Raw genomic sequence first — 16,081 nt, forward strand, 5'->3', positions numbered from 1 at the left:
CTCACGCAGCAAGTACGCGGGGGTCAGGGGGAAAGTTGCTGGGGGAAGGGCTAAGGGTCTAAAGGAGGAGGGGTGTTGGGGGAAAAGAAGTTGGTCTGGAGGCCCCCTCACCCTTCCGTCGCTTCGCTCCTCCCTCCCTCTCCCGCAAGGGGCGAGGGAAAATGACGCATCCATCAACCATCAGCGCAGCGGAACCATCAACTATCAACCATCAACAACTCAGAACCAGCCTTTTTTCCTGGGCGGCGTCTTGCCGAAGCGCTTTTGCGCCTGCCCCAGCACAAAGTCGAAAGCTTTGCCCTTGGTGCTGCTCTTGTAGTATTTGCCCCGCCTGGCTTTTTGCTGGCCGCGTAGGTAGGCGGCGGCCTCAATGGCAATGGGCGCAAAGATGGCGAGTTGCGACAGCACCCGCCCCAGGCCAGCCCCTTTGGCGGCGGTGCGGTGGCTGTTTATGGTTTTGACGCTGCGGCCACGGCTGACGCTGCGGGCCGGGGTCTGACGAATCGGTTTCATACCGCCATTACGCCACCTGCGGCAGAAAAGTTGCTGAGGCGCCGCTCAAGGAAGGTAGGGAAAACCGCCGCCCTCTTTGCGTCGCCGCGCTACCCTGGCCGCATGACCATGACCCCCCCGACCACCGAGGCCCGCGTCTCGGCCCTGCGCCCTCAACTCGAAGCGTGGCGGCGGCACCTGCACATGCACCCCGAACTGAGTTTCGAGGAGCATGAAACGGCGGCCTACATCGAAGCCGAGTTGAAGAAGATGCCCGGCCTGAGCGTCACCCGCCCCACCGCGACCAGCGTGCTGGCGGTGCTCAGGGGCGGCAAGCCCGGCAAAAGGGTGCTGCTGCGGGCCGACATAGACGCGCTGCCCATCCACGAGGAAAACACCTTCGAATTCAAGTCCAAGCGCGACGGCGTCATGCACGCCTGCGGTCACGACGGCCACACCGCCATTTTGCTGGGCACGGCAAAGTTGCTGAGCGAAGACGCCGCGAACGTGGCGGGCGAAATCCGCATGATTTTCCAGCACGCTGAGGAAAACGGTCCCGGCGGTGCGGAGGAACTGGTCACGCAAACGCCGCTGATGGACGGCGTGGACGTGGCGACGGGCCTACACCTCAGCAGCGGTCTGCCTGCGGGCAAGGTGGGCATCCGCGCCGGGGCGTTCATGGCCTCGCCGGACATGCTGACCCTCAAAATCATCGGCAAGGGCGGGCACGGCGCGCAGCCCGAGCAGACCATCGACCCCATCGCCATCGGCGCACAAATCGTCAGCAACCTTCAGCACGTCGTCAGCCGCAACGTCTCGGCGCTGGAATCGCTGGTGGTCAGCATCACGCAGTTCCACGCCGGAACCACCCACAACGTCATCCCCGACACGGCAGAACTGGTCGGCACGGTGCGCTGCTTTTCGCCTGAACTGCGCCAGCGTGCGCCCCAGCTCATCGAGCGCGTGGTAAAGGGGATTTGCGAGGCCCACGGTGCCCGGTACGAGATGAACTACGACTTCGGCTACCGGCCCGTCATCAATACCGACTGGGTGGCCCAGACCCTACGCGACATCGCCGTGGCCGAATTTGGCGAAGGCGACGTGGTCGAAGCGCCGCAGTGGATGGGCGGCGAGGACTTCAGCGCCTACCTCGAAAAAGCGCCAGGAGCCTACTTCAACGTCGGCAGCGCCAGCGACGAAGCCGACAGCCACTGGCCCCATCACCACCCCCGCTTTACGCTGGACGAACTGAGCCTGGAAACGGGCGTGCGGATGATGTACGCGGCGGCGCAGCGTTTGGCGGCAGAAGGCTGATGGCCGATGGCTGAAGGCCAGACCCCTGTGCCTGTCCCTGACTACGACTGGCTCTACGCCCAGACCCGCGCAGGCCGCGAGCGGGGGCCACAGCCAGCGCGGGCGCTGCTGGACCGACTGGGCGCACCCGACCGCCAGTTCGCCAGCATTCGCGTGGTCGGCACCAACGGCAAAGGCAGCACCTGCGCCATGCTGGAGGCGGGCCTGCTGGCCTGTGGCGTGCGCGTGGGCCGCTTCACCAGCCCGCACCTGCACGCCTACGAGGAACGCATTCGGATGGACGGCAAAAACCTTGACCCCGCCCGCACCGCCGATTTTGTGAACTGGGCCAAAGCCAACGCCCCCGCCGAAGCCTTTTTCGACCTCACCTTGGCGCTGGCCTGCCGCGAATTTGCCGCGTCGGGCGTGGACTGGGCCGTGATGGAAGCGGGCGTCGGTGGCGTGAGTGACGCGACCCAGGCGCTTTCAGACGTGCGGGCGGTGGCCCTGACCAATGCCGACCTCGACCACACGGCGGCCCTCGGCCCGACCATCGCCGACATTGCCCGCGACAAGGCGGGCGCGGCCCGTGCGGGTGTGCCTCTGCTCACCACCGCCACAGGCGAGGCGCTGGACGTGGTGCGCGAAGTCACCGCCGAAAAGAACGCGCCGCTCTACACGCCCGCCACCCATCCCGAACTGTTCGCCCTGCCCCACGACCCCGCGCTGGCTGGCCCCCATCAGCGGCAAAACGCGGCGCTGGCGCTGGCGACGTTGCGGGTACTGGGCTTTGAGGCGGGCGCGGAAGCGGCGCTGGAGGCCACCCACGCGGGTCGCCTGGAACGCTTCACGGTGGGCGAAAAAACCGTGTGGATAGACGGCGCACACAATCCCCACGCGGCGCGGGCGCTGGCCCAGGCCATTCCGCAGGCGGACGTGCTGCTGTTCGGCGGCCTGGCCCGCAAAGACACTGCCGCCACGCTCGCCCCCTTGCTGGAAGTTGCGCCCGTGCGGGTCTTTACCGCGCCTTCCGAACTGGCGGCCCCACCCGCCGAACTCGCCGTGCAGTATGGCGGGCAAGCGGTGGATGACCCTGCCGAAGCGCTGGCGCAAGCGTTGGCCCTCACGCCAGGGGGCGGCACGCTGCTGCTTGCGGGAAGTCTGTATCTGGCGGGACTGCTGCGCGAAAGAGTCACCGAAATGAAGGCATAAAAAAAAGCCGCCGGACTCCTGAGAATCCGGCGCTTTTTTGGTGCTCGGGATGGGACTTGAACCCACACGGTTACCCACACGCCCCTCAAACGTGCGCGTCTACCAATTCCGCCACCCGAGCATGGGTGAGAGGCAGGGAAAATAGTAGGGGCGCGGGCAGAAATTGTCAAGCCATGACTTGCCTTCGCACGAGTTTGGGCAGTATGCTGACGTTTGCCGCTGCCATGCGGTCAGGGGTCTTCCCTGGCTGAAGCAGTCGGGACTTTCATAACAGGAGAACTACCCATGATCGACAAGCAAAACATCATCAGCCAGCACGCCGCCGGTGAGAAGGACAACGGCAGCACCACCGTTCAGATTGCCCTGCTGACCGCCCGCATCAACAACCTGGCCGACCACCTCCGCACCAACAAGAAGGACAAGTCCGGTCAGCGCGGTCTGCAACTGCTCAACGGTCAGCGCCGCCGCCTGCTCAAGTACCTCGAGCGCACCGACTACGACGCTTACATCGCCCTCACCGACAAGCTCGGCATTCGCCGCGGTCAGCGCATCGTTCGCTAATCGAGATTCGACCTTCAGGCCCCCGCCCACGTGGTGGGGGTTTTTTCGTTGTCTACGCTGCACCCAGACGGCTGACCCGCAAGCATGGACACCCCGACCCCCTCCAGCTTGTAGACGCCCAGTTAGGCTTCTAGACTTTGTCCTCATCGACATTCAAGTGCTGCCCGGTTGCGGTGGCATCTCTCCTCCCCATCTTTCACCCGTACAGGAGAATTCTTCATGCTCAAGCGTACCGTCGGCCTGACTTCTCTCGCTCTGCTACTCGCTGGCTGTGGTTCGGTGGCCCCTTCTTCCAAGGGGACGATTGCCATCATGCCCGGCACCGCCCAGGTGCAGAGCACCAAACTCCACACCCAGGCTCCGCTGCTGGGGACCGAAAACCCCCAAGCCATCGCCGGGCAATACATCGTGATGCTGCGTGACGGAGCCGTGCCGGGACTGAGGGCGCAGAACCTCAGCGGCAGCCTGAGCGCCCAGAGCCTCGCAGCTCAGCAACTCATCGCCCAGAATTTCGGGTTGGATGCTCAGGGTCTTCAGGTCTTGCAGGTCTACGGCGGCACCGTTCAGGGCTTTGCGGCCCGACTCAGCGCCCAGAATCTGACGACGCTGCGCGACGACAAGCGCGTGAAATACATTGAGCAAGACGCCCTCTCTGCCGCCTCCGCCACCCAGACGGGCGTCACCTGGGGCCTGGACCGCATCGACCAGCGCGACCTGCCACTGGGCGGCGGCTACACCTACAGCGGCACCGCCAGCAACGTCACTGCCTACATCATCGACACGGGCATCTATACCGGACACAGCAACTTCGGCGGGCGGGCCGTGTGGGGCGGCAACTGGACCGGCGACGGCTACAACTACGACTGTGCCGGACACGGCACCCATGTGGCGGGTACGGTGGGCAGCGCCACGTACGGGGTCGCCAAAGGCGTGCGTCTGGTGGCGGTCAAGGTGTTGGGCTGCAACAACTATGGAGCCAACTCCAGCATCATCGGCGGCATCAACTGGGCGGCGGCCAACCGCTCGGGGCCAGCCGTCGCCAACATCAGCATCACCGGGGACTACAGTCAGGCCGTCAACGACAGCGTGGACGCCGCCGTCAACAGTGGCCTCATCATCGCGATTGCGGCGGGCAATTTCGGTCAGGACGCCTGCAACTACAGCCCCGCCAGCGCCCCCAACGGCATCAACGTCGGCAACGTCAACAGCAGCGATGTCCGCAACAGCAGCAGCAACTACGGCAGCTGTGTGGACCTGTTCGCGCCCGGCACCAATATCACCAGCACTTCCTACAACGGAGGCACGGCGGTCATGAGCGGCACCAGCATGGCCTCACCGCATGTCGCCGGAACCATTGCCCTTTACCTGTCGGCCAATCCGTCCGCCAACCTGAGCCAGGTGCGTTCGGCGCTGCTGAGCAACAGCACCCCCAACCGTCTGAGCAACATCGGCGCAGGCAGCCCCAACCGAATGCTCTACAGCCTGTTCACCAGCAGCACGACCACACCCACGCCGACGACTCCGACCAACACCTACAGCGCCTACCTGTATCAGGGGTACTCTGCCGCCAACCCCTCCGCCCAGGGCTTCGCATACGCGGGCGGCACCCTCAAGGCCAATCTGACCGCCCCCAGCGGCACCGACTTTGACCTCTACTTGCAGCGGTACAACGGCTCGGGCTGGACAACCGTCAGCGCCAGCGAAGGCAGCGCCAGCACCGAGAGCATCAGCTACGGCGCGAGCAGCGGCACCTACCGCTGGCTGGTGTACGCCTACAGCGGCAGCGCCACCTACACCCTCACCGAAAGCCGCTGAGCACAGGGGGCCTTCAGCGTTCGTCCGGCCCCCGTTCCTGCCGCCCCGCCACCGTGCGCCAGTCACCGCCCGCCACTTCGGTCACTCCGGCCTGTTCCAGCCGCTCCGGGCGGGCATAGATGTAAACCCAGCTTTCGGCCTCGTCGCCGCTTTCCAGCCGCACCCTGACCTGCTCGCGGCGGTAGAGCGGCGGCGTTTCGTCGAGACCTTCCAGATGGTCGAGAAACGGCAGCGCCTGCGCCCAAGCTTCCGGAGAATAGGTCAGCACGAAGCCGCTCACCTCGCCCTCGCCCCTCACCACACCGGGATAGCCTTCGGGCGTCAGGTGAAACAGCCGAAACCCGGGCAACCGCGCTGCCTGTGCAGTGAAGCCTTTTCCGGCAACGTGGGCATTGCGCTCACCGGGCATCAGCGTGCCGTAGACGAAAACGGAGCGCAGTTCGGGGACAGGGGCAGCCATATCCCAGAATCTAACCGACTTCACCCCCAGCCCACAGACAGGCCGGGGCACAACCCTCAGAATTGGGGCATGTCACGGCCCACCTTCCTTCTCACGCTGTGTGCGGCCCTGACGACGGCGGCGCTCAGTGCGGCCCCCCAACCCCTCAGCCCCGGCGAAATCAGCGCCCTGCAACCGCTGGCCCAGCAACTGCGCCCCGCCGTGCTGCGCGTCGAGGAATGTGCGCCCAAAGCCTGCCGCCCCACCGACGCCGTAGGGACCGCCTTCTTTATCGGGTCGGACAGGCTGGCGCTGACCGCCTATCACGTCGTTTTCGGGGCGCGGCAACTCAGCGTGCGAACCAGCGGCGGGCAGGTCTATCCGGTCACGGTGGTCGGCTACGACGACGTGCAAGACCTCGCCCTCCTGAAAGTGGGCGGAAGCGGGACAACGCCCAAGCTGCCGCTGGCCCGTGGGTTGCCGCAAGCTGGCGAGGCCGTGTTCGCGGTGGGCAACGGCGGCACGGCCTTCCTGCGCCCGCAACTGGGCCGGGTCACCGCCCTCGGCGCACACTCGGCAGAAGCGGACCTGAACGCGGGGACGCTCGAAACCAACCTGACCGTTTTTCCCGGCGACAGTGGCGGGCCGCTGCTCAATGGCAAGGGTCAGGTCGTCGGCGTCATCAACCATGTGGCGTGGTCGGGCGGCGACAAGGCCGAGAACGGCGAATACCGCGCCTACGCCATTCCGCTGCTGGAAGGCGACACGCGGCTGACCGACCTGCGCCGGGGGGTCAAGCGGGACGCACCCGTGGCGGGCCTGGGACTGACGGGCGACCTCGCGCTGCTCAAGAACCTGCCTGCCAGCAACTTTTCGCAGGCCAGCCGTGACCTGGGGCTGAATTTCGGTAACACGCCGGGCGCTTTTTTCAACCTCGTCACCCCTGGCGGGCCAGCGGCGCAGGCGGGCCTGCAACCCCTGCGCTACGACGCCTCAGGTCAGCGGCTTCAGGGCGACCTGATTACAGCGGTCGGCGGACGAAAGGTCGGCAACTTCGACGAATTCCAGCGGGCCTTGCGGCTGTCGCGCCCTGGCGAAACGGTCAAACTTACGGTGCTGCGCGGCAATCAGACGCTGACTGTCCCAGTCAAACTGGCGGGCCGCGCTCAGCTCATCCAGACCAGTGGAATAAATATTAAGCCCTGATTTGTTTCAAAACATATTGACAATTCTGTTAAAAACAGAATAATAGGAGCATGGATACTCTCAAGAAAGCCGGAGCCATGCTCGCCCACCTCGACCTCTTTCACTCCATGCTGGACCTGCGCCGCCTGCTGCAACTCGCCGCGCACATGAAGGAGCGGGGGGACCGCGCCATGCTGATCAGCGAGGCCGAAATCACCCTGATTGGCGCTGAGCCCATGAGCGGCCCCGAAATCGTGACCAGCAAGGGCGAACGTATAGACGCGCCCACTGCCTACCGCGTGCTGGGGAAGCTGGAAGGTTACGAGGCCCCTGAATACGCCGTCAACCGTGAGGCCCTGGCCGCGCTCAACGCCCGCGCCGTGGCAGAGCTGGAAAGCAGCGAGGCCCTGGCGGCCTTCGGTGAGACGCTGACCCGCATTGGCGCAGGCGCCGACGCCCCTGCCAGCGAGCGCCCCGAACGCGCAGCTGCAGAACGGCCCACCCAGGAGCGTGGCAGCCGCGCCCGCCGTACCCCTGACACCGAAGAAGCGCCCGACAGCGAAACGGCCCCGACCAACGACACCGCCCCCGCCGCCTGACCTCTTCCCCCGGCCGCCTTCCTCCCGCCCTTGAGGGAGAGGAAGGCGGCCCTTTTGTTTTTTGCCATCCGCCACCTGCCCTCCTCCCTGTCCCCCCCGTAGGAACGCCTGTCCCGCTTCCTGACCTGCACGCGGTAGCATGAGCCGTAAAACCATCTTCAGGAGGAAGACACATGACGACGAAACAACCCGTCCGCGTGGCCGTGACTGGCGCTGCCGGACAAATCGGCTACAGCCTGCTTTTCCGCATCGCCGCTGGCGACATGCTCGGCAAAGACCAGCCCGTGATTCTGCAACTGCTGGAAATCACCCCCGCCCTCAAGGCGCTGCAAGGCGTGGTCATGGAGCTGCGCGACTGCGCCTTCCCGCTGCTGGCCGACGTGATTACCAGCGACGACCCCAAGGTGGCCTTCAAGGACGCCGACTTCGCCCTGCTGGTCGGTGCCATGCCCCGCAAAGCCGGTATGGAACGCGGTGACCTGCTCGGAGCCAACGGGGGCATCTTCAAGCCCCAGGGCGAGGCACTCAACGAAGTCGCCAGCCGTGACGTCAAGGTGCTGGTCGTCGGCAACCCCGCCAACACCAACGCCCTGATTGCTCAGCAGAACGCCCCCGACCTCGACCCCAAGTGCTTCACCGCCATGGTGCGCCTCGACCACAACCGCGCCATCTCGCAGCTCGCCGAGAAGACCGGCGCGGCGGTCAGCGACATCAAGAACGTGACCATCTGGGGCAACCACTCCTCCACCCAGTACCCCGACCTCTCGCAGGCCACCGTGAAGGGCCAGCCCGCCCTCGACCAGATTGACCGCCAGTGGTACGAGAGCGATTACATCCCCACCGTCGCCAAGCGTGGCGCGGCCATCATCGAAGCCCGTGGCGCTTCCTCGGCGGCCTCGGCGGCTTCTGCTGCCATTGACCACATGCGCGACTGGGCCCTCGGCACCCCCGAAGGCGAATGGACCAGCATGGGCATCCCCAGCGACGGCTCCTACGGCATCCCCGAAGGCCTGATTTACGGCTTCCCCGTCAAGTGCAAGGACGGCAAGTACGAAATCGTGCAGGGTCTGGATGTCAGCGACTTCAGCCGTGGCAAGATGGACGCCACCGCCCGCGAGCTCGAAGAAGAGCGCGACGAAGTGCGTAAACTCGGCCTGGTGAAGTAAGCCGGAGGGCAGGGAGTGAAGGGCAAAGGGCCAGCGCAGGCTCTTTGCCCTCGCTTTTTTATTTAGAGTGCAGGGCATGAGTCTCTGGAACCAGACTGCCGCCGACCTACTCAAAGCGACGGCCAGCCACAAGCCCACGCCGGGGGGCGGAAGTGTTGCCGCCCTCAGCGGCGCGTTCGGCGTCGGCCTGCTGAGCATGGCCCTGACCATCAGCCGCAACAAGGCGCAGAAGGCCGGGAAGGAGCTTTCCCCCGAACTGAGCGCGACACTGAAGCGCCTCGGCACCATTCAGGCCCGCCTGCAAGCACTGGCCGACGAGGATGTGGCGGTCTTCCGCAAATTTGTGGACGCCACCAAGCTGCCCAAGGACTCGGAAGAAGAAGAGCAGGCCCGTGCCCAGGCCCTGGCCGAAGCGGGCGAAGCCGCCCGGTCTACGCCCCTGAACATCGCCGCCCAGTGCGTGCAGGCGCTCACCGAAGCCGAAGGCACCGTGGGCGAAGTTCACGCCGAAGTGGTGAGCGATGTCGGCGCGGGTGCTGCCCTACTCCGGGGAGCCGTAGACGCCGCTCTGCTGACGGTGGACATCAACCTGCTCCGCCTCTCCGACGACGAGAAAGCCCCTTTGCAGGCCCGGCGTGACGCCCTCGCTAGTGAGGGCCACGAACGGGCCGAGCGGCTGCTCAAGCAGGCTCAGCGGCAGATTGCCGAGAACCAAGAATAAGAAAGCGGCTCCCAGCAGAGGGGGCCTCTTTGATACTTTGATATGGGCAACAGAAAAAGAGCCGCCTGAGCGACTCCTTTTATTCTGAAGCGGGTTTACTGCTTGCGGAAGGGCAGGCCCATCGCTTGCAGCAAGGCGCGGGCTTCCTCGTCGGTCTTGGCGCTGGTCACGATGGTGATGTCCATACCGCGAGTCTTGTCCACCATGTCGTAGGTGATTTCGGGGAAAATCAACTGCTCCTTGATACCGAGGTTGTAGTTGCCACGGCCGTCGAAGGCGTTGGGGTTGATGCCACGGAAATCACGGATACGGGGCAGGCCGATGTTGATCAGCTTCTCGAGGAACACGTACATGCGCTCGCCGCGCAGCGTGACCTTGATGCCGACAGGCATCCCCTGACGCAGCTTGAAGTTCGAGATGCTCTTCTTGGCCTTGGTGATGATGGGCTTTTGCAGGGTGATCAGGGCGAGTTCCTTGGCAGCCTTGTCGATCGCCTTGGAGTCTTCCTTGCTGCTGCCCAGACCTTCGTTGACCACGATCTTTTCGATGCGGGGCACGGCCATCACGCTGGAGTAGCCGAACTGCTGCATCAGGGCGGGACGAACCTGCTCGTTGTACTTCTGCTTGAGCTGTTGCATGGTGAATTCCTTCGAGCGGTCTGGCAGTTTTTCAGCCAGCGCCGCTCAGGTCACCCCCGTATTGAGACGTTGAGGCCCCAAAAGTGGGGCTTCGCAGGGTGACCCGAGAGAGAGATTTAGTCGATGACCTTACCGCTCGCCGCCGCGACGCGCACTTTCTTGCCGTCGACGATCTGCTTGCGGATACGGGTAGCCTTACCGGTTTCGGGGTCGACCAGGGCAACCTTGCTGGCGTGCAGGGCCAGCTCGCGCTGTTCCTGACCACCCTGGGGGTTGCTCATGCTGGGCTTGACGTTCTTGGTGATGACGTTCACGCCTTCCACAACGACCTTCTGGTCGCGGGGCAGGGCGAGCAGCACCTTACCGGTCTGACCCTTGTGCTTGCCGCTCAGGACGATGACGGTGTCACCCTTCTTGAAGTGCAGCTTGTCGTTGTGGTGGCTGCCTGCGCTAGGACGGGGCATTACAGCACCTCCGGAGCCAGGGAAACGATCTTCATGAAGCGGCGGTCACGCAACTCGCGGGCGACTGGCCCGAAGACGCGGGTACCACGGGGTTCACCCTGGTTGTTGATGATGACGGCGGCGTTGCGGTCGAAGCGAATGGTGCTGCCGTCGGCACGCTTGATGGCGTGGCTGGTGCGGACGACCACGGCCTTCACCACGTCGCCAGCCTTCACGGCACCGCGGGGCGCAGCGTCCTTGACCGAGGCGACGATGATGTCACCGACATGGGCGTAGCGCTTGTTACCGCCACCACCGGTGGTCAGGCCCTTGCCGCCGATACCACTGTTCAGCACGCGAATGCACATGATTTCGCGGGCGCCGCTGTTGTCCGCCACGTCCAGGCGGGATTGAGGCATGATCATGCTTCACCTCCGGCAACTTCGGTTTCAGCGAGGGTGGTTTCGATGCCACGGGGACGCTCGATCAGCTTGGTGACCTTCCAGGTCTTGGTCTTGCTGATGGGGCGCACCGCGATGATCTCGACACGGTCACCGATCTTGTATTCGTTGTTCTCGTCGTGGGCCGCATACTTGTGGCTGCGGGTCACGACCTTGCCGTACAGGGGGTGTGCGAAGCGGCGCTCGACCTTGACGCTCACGGTCTTGTCGGCCTTGTCGCTCACCACGACGCCCGTAAAGGTCTTTTTCATTGCTGCTCCCCTTTGCGGGCCAGCTCGGCCTTGATGGTGTTGAGCTGGGCCACTTCGCGGCGGAGTTGGCGCACGCGGTGGGGCTGGGCCAGTTGGCCCGCCGCCGCCTGAAAGCGCAGCTCCATCAGTTCTTTCTTGCGGCTGTCGATTTCCTTGGCGAAATCGGCAGCTTGCAGGTTACGCATCTCACTGGGCTTCATCGTAAACCTCGCGCTTCACCATCTTGGTCTGGATGGGGAGCTTGTGACCAGCCAGGCGGAAGGCTTCCTTGGCCTGCTCTTCGGTCACGCCCGCCACTTCGAACATCACGCGGCCGGGCTTCACAACGCTGACCCAGTACTCCACGGCACCCTTACCCTTACCCATTCGGGTTTCGGCGGGCTTCTTGGTCACAGGCTTGTCGGGGAAGATGCGGATGTAGATTTTACCACCACGGCGGAAGTGACGGCTCATCACAATGCGGCAGGCTTCGATCTGGTTGCTCTTGATCCAAGCGGGTTCCAGGGCAATCAGGCCGTAGTCGCCGAAGGCCACGTAGTCGCCACCCTTGGCGTCGCCGGTCATGCGGCCACGGAACTGCTTACGGAATTTGGTGCGCTTCGGAAGAAGCATCATTCACCTCCGGTGCGGCGGCGCGCCGTGGGACGGCGGCGGGCGGGACGGTCACCGTCTTCACGGCGGCGCTCGTCGTTGCGGGGCTTGGGACGGGCGAAGGTCTCGGTCTTGCCACCGATCACTTCACCGTTGAACACCAGCACCTTGATGCCCAGGATGCCGTAGGTGGTACGGGCCAGTGCGGTGCCGTAGTCGATGTCGGCGCGCAGGGTGTGCAGGGGCACGCGGCCTTCCAGCACCTTCTCGGTACGGGCCTGTTCGGCACCGCCGAGGCGACCGCTCAGGATCACCTTGACGCCACGGGCGCCCGATTCCATCACGCGCTGGGCAGCTTGCTTCATCGCACGGCGGAACGCGAAACGGCGCTCGATCTGCTCGGCGATACGCAGGGCCACCAGGGGGGCGCTGATGTTGGGGTTGGGGATCTCGGCGACGTTCACGGCCACCGTACCCGCCGACACCAGACGCTCGATGTCACCGCGCAGTTCCTTGATGCTTTCGCCGCCCTTGCCGATCACCACGCCGGGCTTGGCGGCGGAGATGATGACGTTGACCTGCTGACCAGCACGCTCGATTTCGATGCGGGCGATGCCAGCGGCAGCCAGCTTCTTGCTGACCAGTTGGCGAATCTGCTCGTCTTCCTTGAGCAGGCTGGCGTACTGCTTCTTGCCAGCGTACCAGCGGCTGTTCCAGCCCTTGGTGATGCCCAGGCGGAAGCCGTTCGGGTTGATCTTATTGCCCATTATTTGGCTCCCTTCTCGGCAACGATGATGGTGATGTGGCTGGTGCGCTTCTTGACGATGTTCGCCGAGCCACGGGCGCGGGGCAACAGACGCTTCAGGGTCGGGCCGGCGTCCACGTACGCTTCCTTGACGTAGAGGCGGTCTTCGAGCATCTCGTCGTTGTGCAGCGCGTTGGCCTTGGCACTGTTGAGCACCTTAGCGACGGGTTCACTGGCGGCGCGGGGGATGAAGCGCAGCAGGTCCTCTGCATCCTGCACGGTCTTGCCGCGAATCACGTCCACGACCAGGCGCACCTTGCGGGGCGACATACGGACGTACTTGGCGATGGCGTAGCCGGGCTTGCGCAGCTTGACTTGCTGCTTGCGCTGCTTCTTGTTGCGGAATTCAGGAGCGGTCATTTCTTCTTGCTCCCCTTAGCGTTCTTGTCAGCGCCGTGGCCGCGGTAGTTGCGGGTGGGGCTGAACTCACCGAGCTTGTGACCGATCATCTGCTCGTTCACGAAAACGGGAACGTGCTGCTTGCCGTTGTACACAGCAATGGTGTGACCGATCATCTCGGGGACGATGGTGGAGCGGCGGCTCCAGGTCTTGATGACGCGCTTGTCTTTCTTTTCGTTCTGGGCGTCCACCTTCTTCAGGAGGTGGTCTTCCACGAACGGGCCTTTTTTGAGGCTACGGGGCATAACGACCCTCCTTACTTACGACGGGTGACAATGAAACGATCCGAGGTCTTGCGCTTGCGGCGCGTCTTGAGACCCTTGGTGGGCTTGCCCCAGGGGGTCACAGGCACGCGGCCCGCGCCGGTACGACCTTCACCACCGCCGTGGGGGTGATCCACGGGGTTCATGGCGCTACCACGCTGGTGGGGCTTGCGGCCCAGCCAGCGGCTGCGTCCGGCTTTGCCCAGCACGATGTTCTTGTGCTCGGCGTTGCCGACGGCACCGATGGTCGCGTAGCACTCGCTGTGAATGCGGCGCAGTTCGCCCGAGGGCAGGCGCACGATGACGTAGTCGCTTTCCTTACCCTGAACCTGAACGCTGGTTCCGGCGCTGCGGGCGAGCTGGGCACCCTTGCCAGGAACGAGTTCCAAGGCGTGAACCACGGCACCCACGGGCACGAAGCGCAGGGGCAGAGCGTTACCCAATTTGGGCTCGGCTTCGGGGCCAGCGTTCACGGTCGCACCGACGGTCAGACCTTCGGGAGCGAGGATGTAACGCTTTTCGCCGTCGGCGTAGTGCAGCAGAGCGATACGGGCGCTGCGGTTGGGATCGTACTCGATGGCAGCGACCTTAGCGGTCACGCCACTCTTGTCACGACGCTTGAAGTCGATGATGCGGTACAGACGCTTGTGGCCACCACCGATAAAACGGCTGGTGATGCGGCCACGGTTGTTGCGACCACCGGTCTTGGGCAGGGCTTCGGTCAGCGCCTTCTCGGGGCGCTTCTTGGTCAGTCCGCTGAAGTCCGCAGTCGTCATCTGGCGACGGCTGGGGGTATAGGGACGGTATTTCTTGACGGCCATGTCTCAAATCTCCTTAGGCCTGGCCCGCCAGGGCCTCGATGCTCTGGCCTTCGGCGAGACGCACGATGGCCTTCTTGCGGTCATTGCGCTGACCGATGAAGCGGCCCACGCGCTTGCGCTTGCCGGGCACGTTCATGGTGCTGATGCCCACGACCTGCACGCCGAACGCCTGCTGAATGGCATTCTTGATCTCGGTCTTGGTGGCCTTGGGGCTGACCCAGAACGAGTACACGCCGCGCTCCATGGCCGAGTAAGCCTTCTCGCTGATCACGGGAGCCTGAAGAATGTCGTAGTGGCTCATTGCTGCTCCTCCCCGGCTTCTTCGTCTTCCGCCAGTTCAAGGGCCGCCGCGTCGATCACCAGGTGATCATGACGCAGGATGTCATAGACGTTGACGCCAGCCACGGGCAGCACGCTGACCCAGCTCACGTTGCGGGCAGCCAGACGAGCGTTTTCGTCGTCGGTCACCAGCAGCACCTTTTCAGTGCCGTCCATGCCGTTCTGCTTAGCCCAGGCGATGAAGCTCTTGGTCTTGGCATCGCTGAGGTCAAAGCCGTCCACGGCCACGAGCTTGCCGGTTTCCTGACGGCTGGCAATCGCCATCGCCAGACCCAGCTGACGCACCTGACGGGGCAGGGTGTAGTCGTAGCTGCGGGGCTTGGGGCCGAAGGCCACGCCGCCGCCCACGAACGTAGGAACGCTGCGGTCGCCGTGACGGGCGTTACCCGTACCCTTCTGGCTGTACATCTTCTTGCCCGTCTTGCCCACCTGAGCGCGGGTCTTGGTGCTGGCGGTGCCACGGCGACGGCTGGCGAGTTGCCAGGTCACGACTTCGTGCAGCACACCATTGCTCACTTCGGGCAGGGGCAGCTCAATGGTGCGCCCACCGTTTTGCCCGATGACGTTAATCTGCGCCATGTCTTACTTGCCTCCCTTGGCGGCCTGACGCAGCACCACGAGCCCGCCATTCGCGCCGGGAATTGCGCCCTTGACGAGAATCAGGTTCTCACCGGCGCGGATTTCCACGACTTCGAGGTTCTGCACGGTCACGCGCTCCATACCCATGTGACCGGCCATGCGCTTGCCCTTGTACACGCGGCCCGGGGTCTTACGCTGACCGATCGAACCGGGGCGGCGGTGCCACTTCTTGGAACCGTGGCTCGCGGGACCACCGGCGAAGTTCCAGCGCTTCATGACGCCCTGGGTGCCCTTGCCCTTGCTGGTGCCGGTCGCGTCAATCTTCTCGCCTTCGGAGAAGATATCCACGTTCACGGTGTCGCCTTCAGGAGCAAAGCCACGGAATTCGCGCAGGATACGCACAGGAGCCACGCCCGCCTTGGCGAAGTGACCCTGCATGGGCTTGTTGACCTTGCGCTCGGCCTTGGGTGCGTAGCCGATTTGCACGGCTTCGTAGCCGTCGGTCTGCGCGGTCTTGCGCTGCACGACGGGGCAGGGACCAGCCAGAACGACGGTCACGGGAATGGCCCGGTCGTCCTTCCAGATCTGGGTCATGCCGATCTTGGTGCCGAGGATACCCTTCATGCGCGGCCCCCAACAGTCTTGATCTCGATGTCGACGCCGGTGGGCAGGTCGAGGGTCATCAGAGAATCAATGGTCTTCTTGGTGGGGTTCATGATGTCCACCAGACGGTTGTGGGTACGGATTTCGAAGTGCTCACGGCTGTCCTTGTCGATGAAGGGCGAGCGCAGCACGCAGAAGCGGCGGATGCGGGTGGGGAGCGGTACGGGACCGCTCACGTCCGCCCCGGTGCGCCGGACGGTGTCCACGATCTTGCTCGCGGACTGGTCCAGCGCCTTGTGGTCAAAGCCACGCAGTTTGATACGAATCTTCGGGGCAACCATGCTTATTACTCCAGGACCTTGGAAACGACGCCTGCGCCGACGGTACGGCCACCTTCGCGGATCG

24 protein-coding genes and 1 tRNA gene are annotated in these 16,081 nt (G+C 64.3%); 8 read left to right on the plus strand and 17 right to left on the minus strand.

The window, feature by feature from the left end; all coding sequences use genetic code 11:
* Positions 1-219: 219 nt before the first annotated feature.
* Positions 220-513 carry a hypothetical protein gene (locus Q4C89_RS02605; protein WP_303101053.1) on the minus strand — a complete coding sequence of 98 codons (294 nt, stop codon included), beginning with the start codon at positions 511-513 and terminating at the stop codon, positions 220-222.
* A 108-nt stretch (positions 514-621) separates the two neighbouring features.
* On the opposite strand from Q4C89_RS02605, the gene Q4C89_RS02610 reads away from it, so the two are divergent.
* Positions 622-1,806 carry a M20 family metallopeptidase gene (locus tag Q4C89_RS02610; RefSeq protein ID WP_303101070.1) on the plus strand — a complete coding sequence of 395 codons (1,185 nt, stop codon included), beginning with the start codon at positions 622-624 and terminating at the stop codon, positions 1,804-1,806.
* A gap of 6 nt (positions 1,807-1,812) precedes the next feature.
* Complete coding sequence (locus Q4C89_RS02615) at positions 1,813-2,997, plus strand: glutamate ligase domain-containing protein (protein WP_303101054.1); 1,185 nt, start codon at positions 1,813-1,815, stop codon at positions 2,995-2,997.
* 38 nt (positions 2,998-3,035) lie between these two features.
* On the opposite strand, the gene Q4C89_RS02620 is transcribed toward Q4C89_RS02615, so the two are convergent.
* A tRNA-Leu gene (locus Q4C89_RS02620) sits at positions 3,036-3,118 on the minus strand.
* A gap of 164 nt (positions 3,119-3,282) precedes the next feature.
* Between Q4C89_RS02620 and rpsO the strand changes: the two genes are divergently transcribed.
* Both rpsO and Q4C89_RS02630 read left to right on the plus strand, forming a co-directional pair.
* Entirely contained in the window at positions 3,283-3,558 is a 276-nt protein-coding gene (gene rpsO / locus Q4C89_RS02625; protein ID WP_303101055.1) for a 30S ribosomal protein S15, read from the plus strand.
* Positions 3,559-3,777: 219 nt separating this feature from the next.
* The gene (locus tag Q4C89_RS02630) at positions 3,778-5,373 is read left to right on the plus strand and encodes a S8 family peptidase (protein ID WP_303101056.1); all 1,596 of its coding nucleotides are present in this window, start codon (positions 3,778-3,780) and stop codon (positions 5,371-5,373) included.
* A 13-nt stretch (positions 5,374-5,386) separates the two neighbouring features.
* On the opposite strand, the gene Q4C89_RS02635 is transcribed toward Q4C89_RS02630, so the two are convergent.
* Positions 5,387-5,833 (minus strand): gamma-glutamylcyclotransferase, encoded by a 447-nt coding sequence (locus Q4C89_RS02635; protein WP_303101057.1) that lies wholly within the window; start codon positions 5,831-5,833, stop codon positions 5,387-5,389.
* A gap of 69 nt (positions 5,834-5,902) precedes the next feature.
* On the opposite strand from Q4C89_RS02635, the gene Q4C89_RS02640 reads away from it, so the two are divergent.
* The 4 genes from Q4C89_RS02640 (at position 5,903) to Q4C89_RS02655 (ending at position 9,483) form a co-directional block, all read left to right on the plus strand.
* Positions 5,903-7,018 carry a S1C family serine protease gene (locus tag Q4C89_RS02640; protein ID WP_303101058.1) on the plus strand — a complete coding sequence of 372 codons (1,116 nt, stop codon included), beginning with the start codon at positions 5,903-5,905 and terminating at the stop codon, positions 7,016-7,018.
* A gap of 50 nt (positions 7,019-7,068) precedes the next feature.
* Positions 7,069-7,596 (plus strand): multidrug DMT transporter, encoded by a 528-nt coding sequence (locus Q4C89_RS02645; RefSeq protein WP_303101059.1) that lies wholly within the window; start codon positions 7,069-7,071, stop codon positions 7,594-7,596.
* Between the two features lie 173 nt (positions 7,597-7,769).
* Positions 7,770-8,762 (plus strand): malate dehydrogenase, encoded by a 993-nt coding sequence (locus Q4C89_RS02650; protein WP_303101060.1) that lies wholly within the window; start codon positions 7,770-7,772, stop codon positions 8,760-8,762.
* Between the two features lie 76 nt (positions 8,763-8,838).
* The gene (locus Q4C89_RS02655; RefSeq protein WP_303101061.1) at positions 8,839-9,483 is read left to right on the plus strand and encodes a cyclodeaminase/cyclohydrolase family protein; all 645 of its coding nucleotides are present in this window, start codon (positions 8,839-8,841) and stop codon (positions 9,481-9,483) included.
* A 95-nt stretch (positions 9,484-9,578) separates the two neighbouring features.
* On the opposite strand, the gene rplE is transcribed toward Q4C89_RS02655, so the two are convergent.
* The 14 genes from rplE to rpsJ form a co-directional block, all read right to left on the minus strand.
* On the minus strand, positions 9,579-10,121 hold the full coding sequence (rplE, locus tag Q4C89_RS02660) for a 50S ribosomal protein L5 (RefSeq protein WP_303101062.1): 543 nt from the start codon (positions 10,119-10,121) through the stop codon (positions 9,579-9,581).
* A 116-nt stretch (positions 10,122-10,237) separates the two neighbouring features.
* Positions 10,238-10,585, minus strand: a complete 348-nt coding sequence (gene rplX / locus Q4C89_RS02665) for a 50S ribosomal protein L24 (RefSeq protein ID WP_368493200.1) — start codon at positions 10,583-10,585, stop codon at positions 10,238-10,240.
* Positions 10,585-10,989, minus strand: coding sequence for a 50S ribosomal protein L14 (rplN, locus tag Q4C89_RS02670; protein ID WP_010886966.1), 405 nt, complete (start codon positions 10,987-10,989; stop codon positions 10,585-10,587). Before rplN ends, rplX begins: the two co-directional genes overlap by 1 nt.
* Positions 10,986-11,276 (minus strand): 30S ribosomal protein S17, encoded by a 291-nt coding sequence (gene rpsQ, locus Q4C89_RS02675; protein WP_010886965.1) that lies wholly within the window; start codon positions 11,274-11,276, stop codon positions 10,986-10,988. The genes rplN and rpsQ overlap by 4 nt, the downstream gene beginning before the upstream one ends.
* Positions 11,273-11,476 (minus strand): 50S ribosomal protein L29, encoded by a 204-nt coding sequence (gene rpmC, locus Q4C89_RS02680; protein WP_303101063.1) that lies wholly within the window; start codon positions 11,474-11,476, stop codon positions 11,273-11,275. The genes rpsQ and rpmC overlap by 4 nt, the downstream gene beginning before the upstream one ends.
* Complete coding sequence (rplP, locus tag Q4C89_RS02685; protein ID WP_303101072.1) at positions 11,463-11,888, minus strand: 50S ribosomal protein L16; 426 nt, start codon at positions 11,886-11,888, stop codon at positions 11,463-11,465. Before rplP ends, rpmC begins: the two co-directional genes overlap by 14 nt.
* Entirely contained in the window at positions 11,888-12,634 is a 747-nt protein-coding gene (rpsC, locus tag Q4C89_RS02690; protein WP_303101064.1) for a 30S ribosomal protein S3, read from the minus strand. The genes rplP and rpsC overlap by 1 nt, the downstream gene beginning before the upstream one ends.
* Positions 12,634-13,032 (minus strand): 50S ribosomal protein L22, encoded by a 399-nt coding sequence (rplV, locus tag Q4C89_RS02695; protein WP_303101065.1) that lies wholly within the window; start codon positions 13,030-13,032, stop codon positions 12,634-12,636. Before rplV ends, rpsC begins: the two co-directional genes overlap by 1 nt.
* Entirely contained in the window at positions 13,029-13,316 is a 288-nt protein-coding gene (gene rpsS / locus Q4C89_RS02700) for a 30S ribosomal protein S19 (protein WP_303101066.1), read from the minus strand. Before rpsS ends, rplV begins: the two co-directional genes overlap by 4 nt.
* A gap of 11 nt (positions 13,317-13,327) precedes the next feature.
* Positions 13,328-14,155, minus strand: a complete 828-nt coding sequence (gene rplB, locus Q4C89_RS02705) for a 50S ribosomal protein L2 (RefSeq protein WP_303101067.1) — start codon at positions 14,153-14,155, stop codon at positions 13,328-13,330.
* A gap of 13 nt (positions 14,156-14,168) precedes the next feature.
* Positions 14,169-14,456 carry a 50S ribosomal protein L23 gene (locus Q4C89_RS02710; RefSeq protein ID WP_278913635.1) on the minus strand — a complete coding sequence of 96 codons (288 nt, stop codon included), beginning with the start codon at positions 14,454-14,456 and terminating at the stop codon, positions 14,169-14,171.
* On the minus strand, positions 14,453-15,073 hold the full coding sequence (gene rplD, locus Q4C89_RS02715) for a 50S ribosomal protein L4 (RefSeq protein WP_303101068.1): 621 nt from the start codon (positions 15,071-15,073) through the stop codon (positions 14,453-14,455). Before rplD ends, Q4C89_RS02710 begins: the two co-directional genes overlap by 4 nt.
* A gap of 3 nt (positions 15,074-15,076) precedes the next feature.
* Positions 15,077-15,697, minus strand: a complete 621-nt coding sequence (gene rplC / locus Q4C89_RS02720; protein ID WP_303101069.1) for a 50S ribosomal protein L3 — start codon at positions 15,695-15,697, stop codon at positions 15,077-15,079.
* Positions 15,694-16,017 (minus strand): 30S ribosomal protein S10, encoded by a 324-nt coding sequence (gene rpsJ / locus Q4C89_RS02725; RefSeq protein WP_092265343.1) that lies wholly within the window; start codon positions 16,015-16,017, stop codon positions 15,694-15,696. Before rpsJ ends, rplC begins: the two co-directional genes overlap by 4 nt.
* Positions 16,018-16,081 lie beyond the last annotated feature (64 nt).

The sequence above is a fragment of the Deinococcus sp. genome, from assembly GCF_030523985.1.
In the GTDB taxonomy this organism is placed as follows: Bacteria; Deinococcota; Deinococci; order Deinococcales; family Deinococcaceae; genus Deinococcus.

What these genes read in the sequence shown, in the direction of transcription:
- Q4C89_RS02605 (WP_303101053.1), bottom strand. Translation starts at nt 513, where the DNA reads ATGAAACCGATTCGTCAGACCCCGGCCCGCAGCGTCAGCCGTGGCCGC.
- rplN (WP_010886966.1), bottom strand. Translation starts at nt 10,989, where the DNA reads ATGATCATGCCTCAATCCCGCCTGGACGTGGCGGACAACAGCGGCGCC.
- rpsJ (WP_092265343.1), bottom strand. Translation starts at nt 16,017, where the DNA reads ATGGTTGCCCCGAAGATTCGTATCAAACTGCGTGGCTTTGACCACAAG.
- rplP (WP_303101072.1), bottom strand. Translation starts at nt 11,888, where the DNA reads ATGCTTCTTCCGAAGCGCACCAAATTCCGTAAGCAGTTCCGTGGCCGC.
- Q4C89_RS02655 (WP_303101061.1), top strand. Translation starts at nt 8,839, where the DNA reads ATGAGTCTCTGGAACCAGACTGCCGCCGACCTACTCAAAGCGACGGCC.
- rplC (WP_303101069.1), bottom strand. Translation starts at nt 15,697, where the DNA reads ATGAAGGGTATCCTCGGCACCAAGATCGGCATGACCCAGATCTGGAAG.
- rpmC (WP_303101063.1), bottom strand. Translation starts at nt 11,476, where the DNA reads ATGAAGCCCAGTGAGATGCGTAACCTGCAAGCTGCCGATTTCGCCAAG.
- Q4C89_RS02630 (WP_303101056.1), top strand. Translation starts at nt 3,778, where the DNA reads ATGCTCAAGCGTACCGTCGGCCTGACTTCTCTCGCTCTGCTACTCGCT.
- Q4C89_RS02615 (WP_303101054.1), top strand. Translation starts at nt 1,813, where the DNA reads ATGGCTGAAGGCCAGACCCCTGTGCCTGTCCCTGACTACGACTGGCTC.
- rpsO (WP_303101055.1), top strand. Translation starts at nt 3,283, where the DNA reads ATGATCGACAAGCAAAACATCATCAGCCAGCACGCCGCCGGTGAGAAG.
- rplB (WP_303101067.1), bottom strand. Translation starts at nt 14,155, where the DNA reads ATGGCCGTCAAGAAATACCGTCCCTATACCCCCAGCCGTCGCCAGATG.
- Q4C89_RS02650 (WP_303101060.1), top strand. Translation starts at nt 7,770, where the DNA reads ATGACGACGAAACAACCCGTCCGCGTGGCCGTGACTGGCGCTGCCGGA.
- Q4C89_RS02710 (WP_278913635.1), bottom strand. Translation starts at nt 14,456, where the DNA reads ATGAGCCACTACGACATTCTTCAGGCTCCCGTGATCAGCGAGAAGGCT.
- Q4C89_RS02610 (WP_303101070.1), top strand. Translation starts at nt 622, where the DNA reads ATGACCCCCCCGACCACCGAGGCCCGCGTCTCGGCCCTGCGCCCTCAA.
- rplX (WP_368493200.1), bottom strand. Translation starts at nt 10,585, where the DNA reads ATGCCCCGTCCTAGCGCAGGCAGCCACCACAACGACAAGCTGCACTTC.
- Q4C89_RS02645 (WP_303101059.1), top strand. Translation starts at nt 7,069, where the DNA reads ATGGATACTCTCAAGAAAGCCGGAGCCATGCTCGCCCACCTCGACCTC.
- rplV (WP_303101065.1), bottom strand. Translation starts at nt 13,032, where the DNA reads ATGACCGCTCCTGAATTCCGCAACAAGAAGCAGCGCAAGCAGCAAGTC.
- Q4C89_RS02635 (WP_303101057.1), bottom strand. Translation starts at nt 5,833, where the DNA reads ATGGCTGCCCCTGTCCCCGAACTGCGCTCCGTTTTCGTCTACGGCACG.
- rpsC (WP_303101064.1), bottom strand. Translation starts at nt 12,634, where the DNA reads ATGGGCAATAAGATCAACCCGAACGGCTTCCGCCTGGGCATCACCAAG.
- rplE (WP_303101062.1), bottom strand. Translation starts at nt 10,121, where the DNA reads ATGCAACAGCTCAAGCAGAAGTACAACGAGCAGGTTCGTCCCGCCCTG.
- Q4C89_RS02640 (WP_303101058.1), top strand. Translation starts at nt 5,903, where the DNA reads ATGTCACGGCCCACCTTCCTTCTCACGCTGTGTGCGGCCCTGACGACG.
- rpsQ (WP_010886965.1), bottom strand. Translation starts at nt 11,276, where the DNA reads ATGAAAAAGACCTTTACGGGCGTCGTGGTGAGCGACAAGGCCGACAAG.
- rpsS (WP_303101066.1), bottom strand. Translation starts at nt 13,316, where the DNA reads ATGCCCCGTAGCCTCAAAAAAGGCCCGTTCGTGGAAGACCACCTCCTG.
- rplD (WP_303101068.1), bottom strand. Translation starts at nt 15,073, where the DNA reads ATGGCGCAGATTAACGTCATCGGGCAAAACGGTGGGCGCACCATTGAG.